At 70.7% G+C, this 16,321-nt stretch carries 19 protein-coding genes; 14 read left to right on the forward strand and 5 right to left on the reverse strand.

The genetic code is table 11. The features are described from left to right. Positions 1-148: 148 nt before the first annotated feature. From cysS to H2041_RS11600, 6 genes are read left to right on the forward strand one after another with little or no spacing between them, the layout of a single operon-like run. A complete protein-coding gene (gene cysS / locus H2041_RS11575; RefSeq protein ID WP_293412801.1) occupies positions 149-1,549 on the forward strand; it encodes a cysteine--tRNA ligase in 1,401 nt (466 codons plus the stop codon). 2 nt (positions 1,550-1,551) lie between these two features. After that, positions 1,552-2,091, forward strand: coding sequence for an SRPBCC domain-containing protein (locus H2041_RS11580; RefSeq protein ID WP_293412803.1), 540 nt, complete (start codon positions 1,552-1,554; stop codon positions 2,089-2,091). 17 nt (positions 2,092-2,108) lie between these two features. Next, positions 2,109-2,558 (forward strand): iron-sulfur cluster assembly scaffold protein, encoded by a 450-nt coding sequence (locus H2041_RS11585; RefSeq protein WP_293412998.1) that lies wholly within the window; start codon positions 2,109-2,111, stop codon positions 2,556-2,558. Positions 2,559-2,612: 54 nt separating this feature from the next. Then, entirely contained in the window at positions 2,613-2,882 is a 270-nt protein-coding gene (yidD, locus tag H2041_RS11590; RefSeq protein ID WP_293412804.1) for a membrane protein insertion efficiency factor YidD, read from the forward strand. Then, on the forward strand, positions 2,879-4,858 hold the full coding sequence (gene thrS / locus H2041_RS11595; protein ID WP_293412805.1) for a threonine--tRNA ligase: 1,980 nt from the start codon (positions 2,879-2,881) through the stop codon (positions 4,856-4,858). Before yidD ends, thrS begins: the two co-directional genes overlap by 4 nt. Next, positions 4,855-5,793, forward strand: a complete 939-nt coding sequence (locus H2041_RS11600; RefSeq protein WP_293412807.1) for a glycosyltransferase family 2 protein — start codon at positions 4,855-4,857, stop codon at positions 5,791-5,793. The genes thrS and H2041_RS11600 overlap by 4 nt, the downstream gene beginning before the upstream one ends. Here the strand turns inward: H2041_RS11600 and H2041_RS11605 are convergent. Together H2041_RS11605 and H2041_RS11610 are read right to left on the reverse strand one after the other, a co-directional pair. After that, complete coding sequence (locus H2041_RS11605; RefSeq protein WP_293412809.1) at positions 5,790-6,692, reverse strand: hydroxymethylglutaryl-CoA lyase; 903 nt, start codon at positions 6,690-6,692, stop codon at positions 5,790-5,792. The genes H2041_RS11600 and H2041_RS11605 overlap by 4 nt on opposite strands. After that, on the reverse strand, positions 6,689-8,395 hold the full coding sequence (locus tag H2041_RS11610; protein WP_293412811.1) for a glycosyltransferase family 39 protein: 1,707 nt from the start codon (positions 8,393-8,395) through the stop codon (positions 6,689-6,691). Before H2041_RS11610 ends, H2041_RS11605 begins: the two co-directional genes overlap by 4 nt. A gap of 54 nt (positions 8,396-8,449) precedes the next feature. Between H2041_RS11610 and H2041_RS11615 the strand changes: the two genes are divergently transcribed. From H2041_RS11615 to H2041_RS11625, 3 genes are all read left to right on the forward strand, one after another. Next, the gene (locus H2041_RS11615; RefSeq protein ID WP_293412813.1) at positions 8,450-9,175 is read left to right on the forward strand and encodes a glycosyltransferase family 2 protein; all 726 of its coding nucleotides are present in this window, start codon (positions 8,450-8,452) and stop codon (positions 9,173-9,175) included. 100 nt (positions 9,176-9,275) lie between these two features. Next, positions 9,276-9,704 (forward strand): hypothetical protein, encoded by a 429-nt coding sequence (locus H2041_RS11620; RefSeq protein WP_293412815.1) that lies wholly within the window; start codon positions 9,276-9,278, stop codon positions 9,702-9,704. A gap of 146 nt (positions 9,705-9,850) precedes the next feature. Then, positions 9,851-10,171, forward strand: a complete 321-nt coding sequence (locus H2041_RS11625) for a helix-turn-helix transcriptional regulator (protein WP_293412817.1) — start codon at positions 9,851-9,853, stop codon at positions 10,169-10,171. Here the strand turns inward: H2041_RS11625 and H2041_RS11630 are convergent. Both H2041_RS11630 and phaR read right to left on the reverse strand, forming a co-directional pair. Beyond that, on the reverse strand, positions 10,168-10,497 hold the full coding sequence (locus H2041_RS11630; protein WP_293412819.1) for a hypothetical protein: 330 nt from the start codon (positions 10,495-10,497) through the stop codon (positions 10,168-10,170). The two genes, H2041_RS11625 and H2041_RS11630, sit on opposite strands and share 4 nt — an antisense overlap. A gap of 73 nt (positions 10,498-10,570) precedes the next feature. Beyond that, positions 10,571-11,191 carry a polyhydroxyalkanoate synthesis repressor PhaR gene (gene phaR / locus H2041_RS11635; protein ID WP_293412820.1) on the reverse strand — a complete coding sequence of 207 codons (621 nt, stop codon included), beginning with the start codon at positions 11,189-11,191 and terminating at the stop codon, positions 10,571-10,573. 165 nt (positions 11,192-11,356) lie between these two features. Between phaR and H2041_RS11640 the strand changes: the two genes are divergently transcribed. The 3 genes from H2041_RS11640 to H2041_RS11650 are packed head-to-tail and all read left to right on the forward strand — an operon-like array spanning position 11,357 to position 14,133. After that, positions 11,357-12,532, forward strand: coding sequence for an acetyl-CoA C-acetyltransferase (locus tag H2041_RS11640; RefSeq protein WP_293412822.1), 1,176 nt, complete (start codon positions 11,357-11,359; stop codon positions 12,530-12,532). A 50-nt stretch (positions 12,533-12,582) separates the two neighbouring features. Beyond that, positions 12,583-13,308 (forward strand): acetoacetyl-CoA reductase, encoded by a 726-nt coding sequence (gene phbB / locus H2041_RS11645; protein ID WP_293412824.1) that lies wholly within the window; start codon positions 12,583-12,585, stop codon positions 13,306-13,308. Positions 13,309-13,365: 57 nt separating this feature from the next. Then, positions 13,366-14,133, forward strand: a complete 768-nt coding sequence (locus tag H2041_RS11650) for a DUF4908 domain-containing protein (RefSeq protein WP_293412826.1) — start codon at positions 13,366-13,368, stop codon at positions 14,131-14,133. 5 nt (positions 14,134-14,138) lie between these two features. Here H2041_RS11650 and gloB read toward each other — a convergent pair whose 3' ends face one another. Next, positions 14,139-14,900: a hydroxyacylglutathione hydrolase gene (gloB, locus tag H2041_RS11655; protein WP_293412828.1), complete on the reverse strand. Its 762-nt coding sequence runs from the start codon at positions 14,898-14,900 to the stop codon at positions 14,139-14,141. 90 nt (positions 14,901-14,990) lie between these two features. Here gloB and H2041_RS11660 point away from each other — a divergent pair, with 90 nt between their 5' ends. Beyond that, positions 14,991-15,764 (forward strand): methyltransferase domain-containing protein, encoded by a 774-nt coding sequence (locus tag H2041_RS11660; protein ID WP_293412830.1) that lies wholly within the window; start codon positions 14,991-14,993, stop codon positions 15,762-15,764. 110 nt (positions 15,765-15,874) lie between these two features. Continuing rightward, positions 15,875-16,219 carry a P-II family nitrogen regulator gene (locus H2041_RS11665; RefSeq protein WP_293412832.1) on the forward strand — a complete coding sequence of 115 codons (345 nt, stop codon included), beginning with the start codon at positions 15,875-15,877 and terminating at the stop codon, positions 16,217-16,219. The last annotated feature ends 102 nt before the right edge of the window (positions 16,220-16,321 follow it).

Raw genomic sequence — 16,321 nt, forward strand, 5'->3', positions numbered from 1 at the left:
CGGGACGAAGGTCCCGGAAATGACGCGTGCCACCCTTTTCTACGGGCCGGAAGCTTGAGCAGATGCGCCCCCTGTCTTCCCGCCCGGGCGATCTGTATATGGGTCGAGCGCCCGACCGGGCAACCGTTCCGCAGCGTCAGTGTAGCCGATGTCCCTGAATCTCTACGACACCATGGCCCGCGCCAAGCGGCCCTTCGTTCCCGCCGATCCCAAGCGGGTGACGATGTATGTGTGCGGACCGACGGTCTACAACTACGCCCACATCGGCAACGCCCGCCCGGTGGTGGTGTTCGACGTCCTCTTCCGCCTGCTGCGTCACGCCTATGGCGACGAGGCGGTCCTCTATGCGGCCAACGTCACGGACGTGGACGACAAGATCAACGCCAAGGCCCAGGCCGAGGGCGTCGCCATCGACGTGATCACCGAGCGCTATATCGAGATCTACAACCGCGACATGGCGACGCTGGGCGCGCTTCGCCCCACCTTCCAGCCGCGCGCCACCCAGACCATGGACGCCATCCAGGCGATGATCGCGACCCTGGTCCAGAAGGGCGGCGCCTACGCTGCGGAAGGCCATGTCCTCTTCGACACCCAGGCCTATCCCGACTACGGCAAGCTGTCGGGCCGCTCCCTGGAGGACCTGATCGCCGGGGCCCGCGTGGATGTGGCCCCCTACAAGCGCCACCCGGCCGACTTCGTCCTGTGGAAGCCGTCCAAGCCGGGCGAGCCCGTCTGGGAGAGCCCCTGGGGGCCGGGGCGGCCCGGCTGGCACATCGAGTGCTCGGCCATGATCGAACAGGCGCTCGGCCTGCCCATCGACATCCATGGCGGCGGCAACGACCTGATCTTCCCCCACCATGAGAACGAGCTGGCGCAAGGCGTCTGCGCCGCCCACGGCTGCGAGGGCGGCCATACGGGCGACTATGCCCGCTACTGGCTGCACAACGGCTTCCTGAACTTCGGTTCGGAGAAGATGTCCAAGAGCCTGGGCAATGTCGTCCTTGTCCACGACCTGGTGAAGCAGGCGCCGGGCGAGGCGGTGCGCTGGGCCCTGCTCGTCGGCCACTACCGCGCGCCGCTGGAATGGTCCGGCGAGCTGATCGAGCAGGCGCGCAAGTCGCTCGACCGGCTCTACGGCGCCCTGCGGCGGGCGGCCGACGTCACGCCGTCCACCGATGCGCCGGCGCCGAAGTTCCTCGCCGCGCTCGAAGACGACCTGAACACCGCCCAGGCCATGGCCGAGCTCTTCGCGCTCGCCTCGGCGCTGGAGACCGGCTCGCCCGAAGAGAAGGCCAGGGCCAAGGGCGAGCTGCTGGCCTCGGGCAGGCTGATGGGCTTCCTGCAGTCGGACCCGGAGGCCTGGTTCCAGGGCGGGGCCGACGAGGACCTGAAGACGCGGGTGGAGGCGCTGATCGCCGCCCGTATCGAGGCGCGGTCCGCCAAGGACTGGCCCCGCGCCGACGCCATCCGTGACGAACTGAACGCGCTGAACGTGGAGGTCATGGACTCCGCGACCGGCGCCACCTGGCGCCTGAAGGAGCCGAGCTGACCATGCTGAGCCCCAACCGCAACGACAGCCAACTCCGCCCCTCCTTCATGCCCGGCTTCGGCTTCGGCAAGAAGAAGCAGGCGGCCGGACCCAAGGGCCTGAAGGTGGAGCACCGCATCGGCGTGCAGGCCCCGCCGGACGTGTTGTGGGAGAACCTCGCCGATCCGGCGGCCTGGCCGGAGTGGAACCCGCTCTATTCCCGCGCCGAAGGCCGGCTGGCCATCGGCGCGCCGCTGTCGCTGACGCTCACCCTGCCCGAACAGGCGCCGCGCGAGGTGCGCGCCCAGATCGTCGACTGGGTGCCCAACGAGCAGATCCACTGGCGCACCAGCGTCGCCGGCGGCTTCGGCACGGCCATCCGCTACATCGAGATCGAGCAGGTGGCCGACCATGCCTGCATCCTCTCCAACGGCGAGTGGTTCCTGGGGCTGCTCGGCCCCCGCTCGGCCAAGCGCATCCAGCGCCCGCTCAGACGCGGCTTCGCGGCCATGGGCGAGGCGCTGAAGGAACGCGCCGAGGCGGCGTGGCGGGCGCGGGCCTGAGCGCCTACATCCTGCCCATGATCGACGAGCTCTATTCGGCGAAACTGCTCAGCCTGGCGGCCAACCTGCCGCACGCCGGCCGGCTGGCTGCGCCGGACGGCTCGGCCGAGAAGACGGCCAAGCTGTGCGGCAGCCGCGTCGTGGTGGACGTGGCCGTCGAGGGCGACCGCGTCGTCGACTTCGCCCAGGACGTGAAGGCCTGCGCGCTCGGCCAGGCCGCGGCCGCGGTCCTGGGCGCGCACGTCCTCGGCGCCAGCCTGGCCGAGATCGAGATGGCCCGCGACGCCTTCCGTGCTATGCTGAAGGCGGGCGGAGAGCCGCCCGAAGGACGTTTTTCGGACCTTTCGATGCTTGCGCCGGTGAAGGACTATCCCGCCCGACACGCCTCGACGCTGCTGGCGTTCGAGGCCGCGGCCGCGGCCGTGCGCCAGGCCATGGAGCGAACTAGCCGCGCCGGCGCGGCTTGATTTGACCGCCCCTGAGACGTAAGCGCTGCGAGGACTCGCAAGCCTGCGGCCGGCATGACTCTCTACGAATCCTGCGTCAGAGGCGCCCACCGCGCCTACAAGCTGACGCTTTCCCCCCTGATCGGACGCCAGTGCCGCTTCCTGCCGACGTGCTCGGACTATGCGGCCCAGGCCCTGATCGACCACGGCCCCTGGCGCGGCTCGATGCTTGCGGCCAGCCGGCTGTGCCGATGCAACCCCTGGGGCGGTTCGGGATATGACCCGCCGCCCCCGCCGCCCGGCTCCGAGAGGCCCGAGGCGCGGAAATGGACGTGTGAATCATGATCGAGCTTGTTTTCCCCGACGGGTCCAAACGCCAGTTCGAGGACGGCGTCACGGGCCGCCAGATCGCCGCCGGCATCTCCAAGTCGCTGGAGAAGAAGGCCGTGCTGGTGAAGGTCGACGGCGTGCTCCTCGACCTGGAGCGGCCGCTGCGCCACGGCGGCGCCTTCCAGATCCTGACGCGTGACGATCCGGAGGTCCTGGAGACCATCCGCCACGACGCCGCTCACGTCCTGGCCGAGGCGGTGCAGGAGCTCTTCCCCGGCACCCAGGTGACGATCGGCCCGTCGATCGAGGACGGCTTCTACTACGACTTCGCCCGCGACGAGCCCTTCAGCATCGACGACTTCCCCAAGATCGAAGCCAAGATGCGCGAGATCGTCGAGCGCGACGAGCCGATCCGCCGAGAGGTCTGGAACCGGGACGAGGCCATCGCCCACTTCAAGGGGATCGGCGAGGCGTACAAGGCCGAGATCATCGAGGACCTGCCGGCCGACGAGGAGATCAGCGTCTACTGGCAGGGCGGCTGGAAGGACCTCTGCATCGGGCCGCACCTGCCGTCGACCCGGCACGTGGGCAAGGCCTTCAAGCTGACCAAGCTGGCCGGCGCCTACTGGCGCGGCGACCATCGCAACGCCCAGCTTCAGCGCATCTACGGCACGGCCTGGGCCAATGAGGCCGACCTCGAGGCCTATATCCAGCGCATCGAGGAGGCCGAGAAGCGCGACCACCGCAAGATCGGCAAGGCCATGGACCTCTTCCACATCCAGGAAGAGGGCAAGGGCATGGTCTTCTGGCACGCCAAGGGCTGGACCCTCTACCGCACGGTGGAAGCCTATATCCGTCGTCGGCTCGCCGCCGACGGCTACGAGGAGGTCAAGACGCCCCAGATCCTGGACCGCTCCCTGTGGGAGGCTTCCGGTCACTGGGAGAAGTTCGGGGCCAACATGTTCGTCTGCGAGACGGAGGAGGGCGAGAGCCTGGCCGTCAAGCCGATGAACTGCCCGGGCCACGTCCAGATCTTCAACGTCGGTCAGAAGTCCTACCGCGACCTGCCCCTGCGCATGGCCGAGTTCGGCGCCTGCCACCGCTACGAGCCCTCGGGCGCCCTGCACGGCATCATGCGCGTCCGCGGTTTCACCCAGGACGACGCCCACATCTTCTGCCGCGAGGACCAGATCGAGGAGGAGACGCGCCGCTTCGTCCGCCTGCTGAACTCGGCCTATGCGGACTTCGGCGTCGAGCTGCACTCGGTGAAGCTCGCCCTGCGCCCCGACGTGCGCGCCGGCACCGACGAGATCTGGGACATCGCCGAGCAGAAGCTGGAGCGCGCCGCGCGCGCGGCGGTGAACATGGGCGTGGAGCATCTGCCCGGCGAAGGCGCCTTCTATGGGCCCAAGCTCGAATTCCACCTGCGCGACGCCATCGGCCGGACCTGGCAGTGCGGCACGCTGCAGCTGGACTTCGTCCTGCCCGAGCGCCTGGACGCCTCCTACATCGCCGAGGACGGCTCCAAGCAGCGGCCGGTGATGCTGCACCGGGCGATCGCCGGTTCGATGGAGCGTTTCATCGGCATGCTCATCGAGAACTATGCCGGCGCCTTCCCGCTTTGGCTTGCCCCGACTCAGGTGGTGGTGGCCACGATCACCTCCGACGCCGACGACTTCGCGCGTCAGGTGGCGGCGAAGATGACGGCGGCGGGCCTGCGGGTGGAAACCGATCTGCGCAACGAGAAGATCAACTACAAGATTCGCGAGCACAGCCTGGCCAAGGCGCCCGTGATCGCCGTGGTCGGTCGTCGCGAGGCGGAGGAGGGCAAGGTCGCCCTGCGGCGCCTGGGTTCGCAGGGGCAGGAGATCCTGACGGTGGCCGAGGCGGTGACGAGGCTTGCCACCGAGGCGCTTCCGCCCGATGTTGAGCGCGAGGCTCGGGGCGAGGCGGAGTATTCGGTGTCCGCCGAGGCCATGGAGGCTGGATGAACGACATCGGCGCATCCTTCGTAGCGGTCGAATCCGCTGCGACGCCGGACGGCATCGCCCCCCGGGCGCGTATCTCGGTGATCATGGTCGTGTACATGACGGGCGAGGCGCTCGAGCAGAGCCTCGCCTGTGTGCTCGCCGACCCCGAGGTGGATGAGTTCGTCCTCGTCGACAACGGCTCGAACGCACGCGAGGCGGCGGCGATGCGCGCGGTGGCGGCCGGCGACCGGCGGCTGCGCCTGGTCACGGGCCACGGCAATGTGGGCTTCGCCCGCGGCGCCAACATCGGCGCGCAGTCGGCCACGGGTGATGTGCTGATCTTCCTCAACCCCGACGCCTTCCTGCAGCCCGGCGCGGCCTCCGCCCTCGCCGCGGCGGTGCTGGAGGGGGGGCGCATGCGGCTCGTCGGCGGGCGGGTGCTGAACGCCGACCGCAGCGAGCAGCGCGGCGCACGGCGGGGCGAAATCACGCCCATGGCCGCCCTGCTGTCGCTTTCCAGCCTCACCCGCCGGGTGCCGGCGCTCCAGCGCTACGAAGTGCATTGGGAGAATCAGGACGCGCCGGCCGAGCTCTGCGCGGTGCCGACCATCTCCGGCGCCTTCTTCGCCATGCGCCGCATCGACTACGGTCGCATCAACGGCTTCGACGAGGGCTACTTCCTCCACGTGGAGGACATCGACCTGTGCTGGCGGGTCCGCGAGGCGGGCGGCGAAGTCATGTTCCACCCGACCGCCGAGGTCGTCCATCTGGGCCACACCAGCCGCGCCAGTCCGCTGCGGGTGGAACTCTACAAGGGCCTCGGTCTCGCCCGCTATTTCCGCAAGCGGGCCCAGGGGCTCGGACAGCGCGTCGCCGCCTGGCTCATCGGCCCCCTGGTGGTCGGCGCCGCCGTGGCGCGGCCGATCCTGTGGCGGATCACCGGCCGGGCGATCTAGGCGTTCGGAAAGCTACCGGCCCGGCTGACGGAGGCGGCCGGCGGCTTGCCCAGGATCTCCGCCATCCACTGGGCCGTCTCGATCAGGCGGCCGAGATCATAGCCGGTCTCGAACCCGGCCCGCTCCAGCATGTAGACCAGGTCCTCGGTTCCGATGTTGCCCGTCGCGTTCGGCGCGAAGGGGCAGCCGCCCAGCCCGCCGCAGCTGGCGTCGAGCACCTGCACGCCGGCCTCGACCGCCGCATAGGCGTTGGCCAGTCCGGTGTTGCGGGTGTCGTGGAAGTGGACGCGCAGGCGAGCCTCGGGCGCGGCGGCGCGCACGGCGGCGATGCGACGGCGGACGGTCCAGGGGTCGGCGACCCCGATCGTGTCGGCGATGGCGATCTCCGGCACGCCCAGGGCGCCGGCTTCGCGCGCCAGAGCGACCACCTGATCCTCGCTCACCTCCCCGTCGAAGGGACATCCGAAGGCGACGGAGAAGGTCACCGACAAGGCCGGCCCCCCCTCGGCGGCGCGCCGCTCGGCGATGGCGGCCAGCGTCGCCATCTGTTCGGCGACCGACGCGCCCTGGTTGCGGACGCCGAATCCGTCGGTCGCGCAGACCACCACATTGGCTTCCTCGCATCCGGCGGCCGCGGCGCGCTCCCAGCCCTTCATGTTCAGCACCAGGCCGATGCGCGACAGGCCCTCGGCGGCCGGGAGGCCGGCCATGATCTCCTCGGCGCCCGCCATCTGCGGCACGCGGCGGGGATTGACGAAGGAGACCACCTCGATCCGCCGGGCGCCGGCCCTTCGCAGGCGGTCGATGAAGGCGAGCTTCTGGTCGACCTCGAGGATTGCGGACTCGTTCTGCAGTCCGTCGCGCGGTCCGACCTCGACGATTTCGATCCTGCGGCTCATGGCGCAGCCTCCGTGGGGGGCAGGGCCCGCGGCTGGGCGGGCCGCGGCTCGGCGTTCACATAGATCCGCAGCAGCACCGGGGCGCCGTGGGAATAGTTCAGGCCCCGGACCTCGCGCACCTGGCGGACGGTGAGGCCGCGGGCGTCGAGCAGGCGCCGGAACGCCGCCTCCTGAGCCGCCTCGACGACGGCGGGCCGGAAGGTGGCGATGGCCAGGGCCGCCTCGGGCGCGTCGCCGAGGTCGGTGGGCGTGCCCAGCGCGAAGACCAGGCTGGGCTCGGCGTAGCCGGCGACGGCCACGGGCGGCGGCGCCATGCCCTGGCGGGGCAGCAGACGGGCCTCGGCCATGGCGCGGGCGACGCGCTCCGACAGCCACAGGGGCGCGAGGCCTGGGACGAGGGCCGCGGCCAGCACGCCGTGGCCCATGATCGCCAGGCCCATGGCCGCCACGATCGCACCCTTCGGCGCCTTGCTGACCAGCATGAAGCCGCCCACCAGGCCGGCGGCGGCCAGGAAGCCGCCGGCTGCGGCGGCGGCCGTGGCGTCGGCCGCGCCGCCGAACCGGGACACGAGATAGAAGCTGACGCCGGCGAAGACGAGGCCCGCGAGCCCGGCAAGGATCGCGCCGCTCCAGCGTCCCAGCCGTCCGATGGGCGCCTGCAGGGCCGCGGCCGCCAGCCAGGCCAGGGCGCCGTAGGTCGGCAGGGTGTAGTGGACGAGCTTAGTGGGCGCGATCTCGAAGAAGAGCCAGGCCGGAACGAGCCAGCAGAGGGCGAAGCGGACGCCGGGCTCGGCCCTGTGGCGCCAGCCGAAGATGAGGCCTGCCGGGATGAGAAGACTCAGCGGAAAGGCCAGGAACCAGACGCCGAGCGTGTGGTAGCCGGGCCAGGCGCCATGGCTCTCATGGCCGCCGGCCAGCTTCGGCGCCAGGTCGCCCATGATGGCTTCCCGCCAGAAATGGCCGTCTGTGGCCACGGTGACGGCCCAGGCCCAGGGGCCCACCAGGGCGATCAGCAGGATCGGGCCCCAGGCCCAGCCGAACCGCGCGAGCCAGTCGGCGCGCCGGTCCCAGAGGACGAGCGCCGCCGCCGTCAGCCCGACGACGACCAGGGCGACCGGACCCTTGACCAGCAATGCGCCGGACAGTCCTGTCCAGAACAGGAGGCGCGTCCGCCAGCTCACGGCGGGCCCTTCCCGCGCCGCGGCGTAGATCCGCGCCATGGCGGCCAGGGCCAGGGTCGTCAACCCGCAGAGCACGGCGTCGGTCTTGGCGATGAAGGCCTCGGTGGACAGCAGGAAGGTCGAGCCGAGCATGGCGCCGGCCAGCAGGCCCGACGTGGGGCCGAAGAAGGCCGCCGCCCCCCAGGCGCAGGCCGCCGCCGCCAGCATGGCGCCCAGCAGCGAGGGGAGGCGATAGGCCCAGATCTCCCGATCCTCCGCCGCCGAGACGAGGGAGACGCTGGCCGCCTGCAGCCAGTGGATGCCGATCGGCTTCTTGAAGCGCGGCTCGTCCTGGAACCGGATCACCACGAAGTCGCCGGTTTCCAGCATCTGCGCCGTCGCCTGGGCGAATCGCGATTCGTCCCGGTCGAGCGGCGGCATGGCGAAGACGCCGGGCAGGCCGGCGATCAGCGCGACCAGGGCGGCGAACGCCGGGCCGCGCCAGCCCCGGCTGGCCCACTGGAGAGTCGACTGGAACGTCATGGCGTGGTGGTAGCACGATCCTTCCGCGCGCCGCCTTTTCCGCTATGGAGGGGCATGAGCCAATCGCCTGACATCTCCGTGGTGGTTCCCGTCTTCGACGAAGAGGGCGCAGCCCCGGCCCTGGCGCGGGAGATCGCCGCCGCCTTCGCAGGCCGCCAGGTCGAGATCATCTTCGTCGACGACGCCAGCCGCGACGGCACCCGAGCCGCGCTCGCCGCCCTCAAGGCCGAGATTCCGCAACTGCGGGTTCTGTCCCACCGCCGCAATTCCGGCCAGAGCCGCGCGATCCGCTCCGGGGTCATGGCGGCGCGGGCTCCGGTGATCGTCACCCTCGACGGCGACGGTCAGAACGACCCCGCCGACGGACCGGCCCTGGTCGAGGCCCTGCTGGCGGGCGGGCCGGACCTGGCCATGGTGGGCGGCGAGCGGGTCCGCCGCCAGGACAGCCGGGCCAAGAAGGTGGCCTCCCGCCTGGGCAACGGCGTGCGCAAGCGGCTTCTGAGGGATACGGCGGACGACACCGGCTGCGGGCTCAAGGCGTTCCGCCGCGAAGCCTTCCTCCGCCTTCCCTATTTCGACCATATCCACCGCTACCTGCCGGCCCTGATGCTGCGGGAGGGTTACCGCGTCGAGTTCCGGCCCGTGGGGCACCGTCATCGCCAGACGGGCCGGTCCAAATACACCAACCTCGGCCGGCTCTGGGCCTCGGCCTCGGATCTCCTGGGCGTCATGTGGCTGCAGTCGCGCTCGCGCCTGCCGCAGGGCGTGGACGAGGTCTAGGGCCGGTTCCCGTCTGGCGCGCGGCCCCTTCACGGCTGTCGTCGCACGGCGCTAATGTCCCGCATCGGGCCGGGGAGGCCCGCTGGGGGAGGGCGTCTGCATGTTCGCCGCATTTCCGCTGCTGGCCCTGCCGGTGGCCGTCTACAATCTCGTCGCGCTCAGTCTGCTGGGCGGGCTCGGCTCGGTGGAGGCCGGGCTGCGCATGGGCGAGGAGCTGTTCACCATCCGCATGGCCTCCAACGTGGACTGGTCCGTCAGCCTGGGCGACCTGTTCCTGGCGGCCTCGCTCGTGGTGCTGTTCATCGAACTGCTGAAATCGACCACCAGCCGGCGGATCGCCATCATCAACCACGCCCTGTCGATGATCCTGTTCATCGTCTGCCTGGTGGAGTTCCTCCTGGCGCCGGCCTTCGCCACCTCCACCTTCTTCCTGATCACCGTGATGGTGCTTCTGGACGTGCTGGCCGGCTTCATCGTCACCATCGTGGCCGCCCGCCGCGACATCGACTTCGGGCCGGGCGAAGCCTGAGACGTCAGGTGAGCGCGGTGAAGATCAGGGTGACGACGGCGATGTCGAAGACGCGGGTGAGGCGGAGAAGCATGCGGAAGGGCCCGGACGAAACAGGAAAGGTCAACGCCGGTTAAGCAAGACCGGCGCCAATCAGGGGTTCCGTCATGGCGCTCTTCTTCGACGCCCAATGGTTCGACGCCCGCCTGGCCGAGCGGGGGCTCAACCGCCGGATCCTGGCCGCGGCCGCAGGCATGAGCGAGGCCGATCTGGCGCTCGCCTATAAGGACCAGCGCGAACTGTCGGCCGACGAGGTGGGCGTCTTCGCCGAGGTGCTGGGGGTCACGCCGGCCGAGGTGGCCAGGAGCGCAGGGGTGTCCACGCCGACGCCCGGCGCGGGCCCGGAGGCCCGCATCGCCGCCCTGGAGCAGCGGGTCGCCGTCCTGGAGGCCGAGCTCGCCCGCCTGCGCGGCGACGGGAGAGGCTAGATCTTGGTGCGCGCTATGCGGCCCGCGGGGGCGCGGCGGTCGGCCTGTCCGGAATACTCCGTCCGATTATAGGCCTGACGCGCCGTCTGAAGCGTCTCGGGGCCGCCCTTCAGGCCCCGGCGCTGCTCGCCCTGGGCCATGACATGGGCGGTGAAACCCAAAGGCCCGCCGGCCGGGGCCGCCGGCGCCGGCGGGGGCGCAGGCTCGGCCACGGCGGGCAGTTGCGCTTCATCCTGCGGAGCGCCGGTGTCTTCGGAGCCGTCGGCGCGCCGACGCAGGCGGCGCAGGCGTGCGGCGCGGCGGACGGGATCGATCGGCGACGTCACGGGCGTTCGGCTCCATCTGAACCGGCGAAGATTGCCGGGCGATCCTTAAGGAACGCCCAAGCCGGGCCAAGAGTCACTCCTTGGAGGCCAGCTTGTTGATCTGGGCCTGCATGGCGGCCATCTGCTCCTGGAGCGCCCTGAGCATGTCGTCCTGGGGCGCGGCCGGCGCGGGTTCGGGCGCCGCGGGCTCGCGCTTGGGCGCGCCTTCGCCGGCCTTTGGGGCGTAGGCGAAGGGGGTGAACATCTTCATCGCCCGGTCGAACATGGCCAGGTTCTGCCGGATCTGCTCTTCGTAGCCGGCCATGGGCGCGCTCCCGAGATGGGAGAACTGGCTCCGCAGGCGCTCCTGCTGCTCGGCGAAGGTGGCCAGGGACAGCTCCAGATAGCTGGGCAGAAAAGCCTGCATGGAATTGCCGTAGAAGCTGATCAGCTGCCGCAGGAACTGGATCGGCAGCAGGCTCTGCCCCTGGCTCTCCTCCTCGAAGATGATCTGGGTCAGCACGGTGCGCGTGATGTCCTCGTTGGTCTTGGCGTCATAGACCACGAAGTCGACTCCCTGCTTCACCATGTCGGCGAGATGCTCGAGGGTCACGTAGGAGGAGGAGGCGGTGTTGTAGAGCCGCCGGTTCGCATACTTCTTGATGACGACGCGGTCGTCGCCGGGCTTCGCGCCCTTGTCCTGGGTCTCGGCCATCCCGAATCCTTTTTTCGCGGGTCCGACGGCGGACGCCCGCGCGCTTTGCGGCGCAGTATCGCGGATGCGAGGGAAATCGCAAATGCATCCAAGGCCGCGCGCGCCCCTTGCCCAAGGGGCTGCCCGTGCTCGATAGATAAGCGCGACACCGCGAAGGAGCCTCCCATGACCGACGTCGTCATCGTCTCGGCCGCCCGCACGCCGGTCGGCGCCTTCAATGGCGCGCTCGCCAGCCTGCCGGCGCATGAACTCGGCAAGACCGCCATCGGCGCGGCCATCGAGCGCGCCGGCCTGAAGCCCTCCGACGTGGAGGAGGTCATTCTGGGCCAGGTGCTGCAGGCCGGCGCCGGCCAGGGGCCGGCCCGCCAGGCCGCCATCGGCGCCGGCGTGCCCGTGGAGGCGCCCGCCTGGAGCCTGAACCAGCTCTGCGGTTCGGGGCTGCGGGCCGTGGCCCTCGCCGCCCAGCAGGTGGCCGAGGGATCGTCGAAGATCGTCGTGGCCGGCGGCCAGGAGAGCATGAGCCAGGCGCCGCACGCCGCCCATCTGCGCTCCGGCCAGAAGATGGGCGACCTGAGCTTCGTCGACACCATGATCAAGGACGGCCTGTGGGACGCCTTCCACGGCTATCACATGGGCCAGACGGCCGAGAACATCGCCGCCCGCTGGCAGATCACCCGCGGCGACCAGGACAGCTTCGCCGTCGCCTCCCAGAACCGCGCCGAGGCCGCCCAGAAGGCCGGCAAGTTCGCCGACGAGATCGTTCCGGTGACGATCAAGGGCCGCAAGGGCGACACCGTCGTCGACCAGGACGAGTACATCCGTCACGGCGTGACGATGGACAGCGTCTCGGGCCTGCGCCCCGCCTTCAACAAGGAGGGCTCGGTCACCGCCGCCAACGCCTCGGGCATCAATGACGGGGCCGCCGCCCTGGTGGTGATGAGCGCCGAGGAAGCCCAGGCCCGCGGGCTGAAGCCGCTCGCCCGCATCGCCTCCTGGGCCCATGCCGGCGTCGATCCCGAGATCATGGGCACGGGCCCGATCCCGGCGAGCCGCAAGGCCCTGGAAAAGGCCGGCTGGAGCGTCGGCGACCTCGACCTGGTGGAGTCCAACGAGGCCTTCGCCGCGCAGTCCCTCTGCGTCGTGCGGGAACTGGGGCTCGATCCCGAAAAGGTGAACGTCAATGGCGGCGCCATCGCCATCGGGCACCCGATCGGCGCCTCGGGCGCGCGCATCCTGACGACGCTCCTCTACGAGATGAAACGATCCGACGCGAAGAAGGGTCTGGCGACCCTCTGCGTCGGCGGCGGCATGGGCGTGGCCATGTGCGTCGAAAAGATCTGAGCCAGGACGGGCCATAACCGCCGGCTTCCGAGGACGACAGGAAGGACATCATGGGACGAGTGGCGTTCGTGACGGGCGGGACGCGCGGCATCGGCCGGGCGATCAGTCAGCGGCTGAAGGCCGACGGCTTCGAGGTGGCGGCCGGCTATTCCGGCAACGAGGCCGCCGCCGAGGCCTGCGCCCGGGAGCTGGGCGTGATGGTCGTGAAGGGCAATGTCGGGGTCTTCGACGACTGTCGCGCGGCGGTGGAGAAGGTCGCCGCCGAGCTCGGGCCCGTCGACGTGCTGGTCAACAACGCCGGCATCACCCGCGACGGCTTCTTCCACAAGATGACCGCCGATCAGTGGTCGGAGGTCATCCGCGTCAACATGGATTCCCTCTTCAACATGACCCGGCAGGTGATCGAAGGCATGCGCGAGCGGAGCTGGGGCCGGATCATCAACATTTCCTCGATCAACGGGCAGAAGGGCCAGGTCGGCCAGACCAACTATTCGGCCGCCAAGGCCGGGATGATCGGCTTCACCAAGGCCCTGGCCCTGGAGAACGCGCGCAAGGGCGTGACGGTGAACTGCATCGCCCCGGGCTATATCGACACCGAGATGGTGGCTTCGGTGCCCGAGGAGGTGCTCAAGGGCATTGTCGGCCAGATCCCCGTGGGTCGCCTCGGGCGCGGCGAGGAGATCGCCGACATGGTCGCCTTCCTGGCCGGCGAGCGCGCCGGCTACGTCACCGGAGCGACGCTCTCGCTCAACGGCGGCCAGTACATGGTCGGCTAGACGACCCTGCGCCGTCCAAAAAGCGCCCCAGTCCCACGGCATGTGTTAACGCCCATGATGAGCGCTCGACCCGTGCTGCCCCTGCGCGTCCTCGTCGCGGCGACTCTCGTCACCGCGATGCTGGCCGCCGCCACGCAGGCCTCCGCCGCGCCGGGCTCCCTGCGCGAGGGCCTGTTCGGCGAGGGCCGCTATGACGGCCGGCGTTTCTCCGCCCCGCCGGTCGGCCGCTATGTGGTCGAGGACGGGCGGGCCTTCGTGCTCGACCGCTCCACGCCGCGCCCGCTGATGAAGTTCGAGAACAGCGCCGAGGTCTGGGTGCTGCAGGCCCAGCCGGCGCCGCGCGGCGACATCATCTACAAGAACGATCTGGGCGAGCCGGTCCTGCGGGCCACCCGTCTCGGCGGCCTGACCGTCTTCACCCAGGAGCGGCCCTCCGGCGCCCCCGCCGCCCTGGTCGGGGATTCTAACCCCCTGCGGCTGCCGGTCCTGGGCCCTGAGGCTCTTCTGCAGAAACTGGCCCAGGCCAGCGCCCGGGCCAGCCGCGCGGCGCGGCGCCTGATCCCCTTCGAAGCCGACGCCTCGCCGCAGACCGCGCCGCTCGTGGCCGACGCCGCCATGGTCGCGGCCGAGGCGGTGGTGCGCATGTCGGCCAACGCCGAGGGGCGGGCGGCGCTGACCAAGGTCAGCAAGGTCACCCTGGTGGAAGGCAAGCGGCCGGGGGCGAGCCTGCGTGCGGGGGTGATCCTGATCACCATCACGCCGGAGGACGGCCTTGCGGGCCGGCCCTCCTCGCAGAAGATCGTCGCCGCCGCCGGCGTGCGCTGAGCCGCTCAGCCCTTGAAGTTGTCCTTGGCCGCCCGGACGGCGGCGAAGGCCTCGTGGTCCGGCGCGCCGCTCAGGCCCAGGCCCGGCGCCAGCAGGGGCGCGCGCAGGAAGGGGTTGGTCGCCTTCTCCAGTCCGATGGTCGTGGGCACTGTGGGCTCCCCCCGCTCGCGGGCGGCGAAAATCTGCTCGGCGCGGGCCTTCAGCCCCGGATCGCCGTCCACCGAAAGGGCGAAGCGGGCGTTGGCGGCGGTGTATTCGTGGGCGCAGTAGACCTGCGTCTCGTCGGGCAGGGCCGCCAGCCGCTGCAGGCTCGCCCACATCTGGTCGGGCTTGCCCTCGAACATGCGCCCGCAGCCGAGGGTGAAGAGGGTGTCGCCGACGAAGGCGATGTCGTCGGCGGCGTCGTAGTAGGCGATGTGCCCCAGGGTGTGGCCGCCCACCTCGAACACCGCAAAGCGCGTGTCGCCCAGCTCGACCGTGTCGCCGTCGGCCACCTCCCGATCCAGAGGGGCGATGCGGCGAACCTCGGCGGGCCCGACGATCTGCGCGCCCGTCGCGGCCTGGATCTCGGCGTTGCCGCCGGCGTGGTCGGGGTGCCAGTGGGTGTTGAGGATCAGGGCCAGCTTCCAGCCCAGCTTGTCGAGCTCGCCCAGGATCGCGCCGGCGTCCGGCGTGTCGATACAGGCGGCCAGCCCGCTCGCCGCGTCGCGGACGAGGAAGCCGTAGTTGTCCGACAGGCAGGGGAACTGGTGGACGTCGAGCGCCATGGCGGGGTCTCCTTCCTGCGACGCCGGCGGGACAATCGCCCGCGCGCCGATCTAGTCTTGGGGTCGCATTGATCCTAGACCCTCCTGACCATGCGTCGAGACATCCTTGAGCTGCGGGCCTTCTACGCCTCCGATCTGGGCCGGGCGGCGCGCGTCATGATCGGCCGCAAGGTGACCGAGGCCTGGGGCGACGCCCGCGGGCTCGACGTCCTGGGCCTCGGCTATGCGACGCCCTTCCTCGGGCCCCTGCGCGAACGGGCGCGGCGTACGGTCGCCGCAATGCCGGCGCAGCAGGGGGTGGAGATCTGGCCGGGCGGGGCGGGCAATCTGACGACGCTCGTCAACGAGGACGCCCTGCCGTTCCGCAACGCCCTGTTCGATCGTATCCTCGTGGTCCACGCCATCGAGGAGAGCGACGACGCCGCCGCCCTGCTGCGCGAGGTGTGGCGCGTGCTGGCGCCCTCGGGCCGCGTGATCGTCGCGGTGGCCGCCCGCGACGGGCTGTGGGCCAACGCCGAGAGCACGCCGCTGGGCCACGGCCGGCCCTATACCCGCCGCCAGCTCGCCGCCCTGATGCGCGAGGCCGAACTGGAGCCCTCCGGCTATACACGGGCCCTCTATGTGCCGCCGGCGCCCTGGATGGCCGGCTGGGCCGAACCGTTCGAGCAGGCGGGGTCGCGCCTGTGGCGCCGGTTCGCCGGGGTCGTGCTGATGGAGGCGGTCAAGCAGACCTATGCCATCAAGGCCCGGCCGCAACGGGCGCGGACAAGGCTCGCCCGGCCGGTCCTGGCGCCGGTCCCCGCCGCCCGCGAAGCGGTGCGGCGCAACCCCTCCGCCGACGAGGCCGTTAGGCCTGGCGCCTAGTGAACAGGCGCCCTGGCCTGTGAGGGACCGCGCCTCTTGGAGCCTTGTGAGGAAAGCCCTAGCTTAGGTTCATCGGGCCGCTTCGCGGCCGCCAGTGGAGACGCGCCGCCATGAAGATGATCGTCGCGGTCATCAAGCCCAGCCGCCTCGATGCGGTGCTCGAAGCGGTCACCGAGGCCGGCGCTTCGGGGCTCACGGTCACCGAGGTTCGCGGCTACGGGCGCCAGCGCGGCAAGACCGAAGTCTATCGCGGCGCGGAGTACGAGGTGAAGCTGCTGCCCAAGGTGAAGCTGGAGATCGCCGTCCCCTCCGACATCGCCGATGCGGTCGTCGAGGCCGTGGCGCGGACGGCCAACACCGGCAAGATCGGCGACGGCAAGGTCTTCGTCCTCGACCTCGAACAGGCCCTGCGGATCCGCACCGGCGACCGTGACGCCGCCGCCATCGCCGGCTGATGACAGCCAGGAGGCGAGCCGGCCGAAGGGTTCGCGCCGGAGTATCGGTGTTACCCGCGCCACATCAGGGCCTTGATTGGCCTTGGGATGGCCCCAATCCAT

Source organism: Phenylobacterium sp. (assembly GCF_013911965.1).
Taxonomy (GTDB): Bacteria; Pseudomonadota; Alphaproteobacteria; order Caulobacterales; family Caulobacteraceae; genus Phenylobacterium.